This is a genomic window from Olavius algarvensis spirochete endosymbiont, assembly GCA_900608495.1.
Taxonomy (GTDB): Bacteria; Spirochaetota; Spirochaetia; order DSM-2461; family DSM-2461; genus UBA2779.
Genome location: UWYT01000242.1, coordinates 1 through 338 on the forward strand (window position 1 = coordinate 1; position 338 = coordinate 338).

A 338-nucleotide genomic window follows, 5' to 3' on the forward strand; every position below is an offset into this window, starting at 1 on the left:
ATCGGGCAGGCCATCCCCGGTAAGATCGCGCATCAGGACGGTGGCATTCATACTGCTGTAGCCCGCGCTGGCCCCGAAGCCCGCTTTGATACCGAATTCCAATACCCAAATAGTAAAAAGTGGACCAGAGAAACTCATATCACCGCCCATGGAAAAGTTCACGCCCAGTTTGTATTCCAGAGCATCCTCCACCTTGAACGGATTTAGAGCGCCGCGGGGAATTGAATCTTGTGGGATAGCGGCCTTCTTGATATTCGAAGAGCCTACCAGCGGAACATCCACCTCATCGAGAGTACTTCTCAAACTCTCATTGCTGGGGGTATTAGTCATATCCGCAT

At 51.8% G+C, this 338-nt stretch carries 1 protein-coding gene; it reads right to left on the reverse strand.

The window, feature by feature from the left end; all coding sequences use genetic code 11:
- A partial coding sequence (locus tag S1OALGB6SA_RS07080) for a hypothetical protein (RefSeq protein ID WP_148084050.1) occupies positions 1–330 on the reverse strand: 330 nt, incomplete at its 3' end.
- Positions 331–338: the final 8 nt, after the last annotated feature.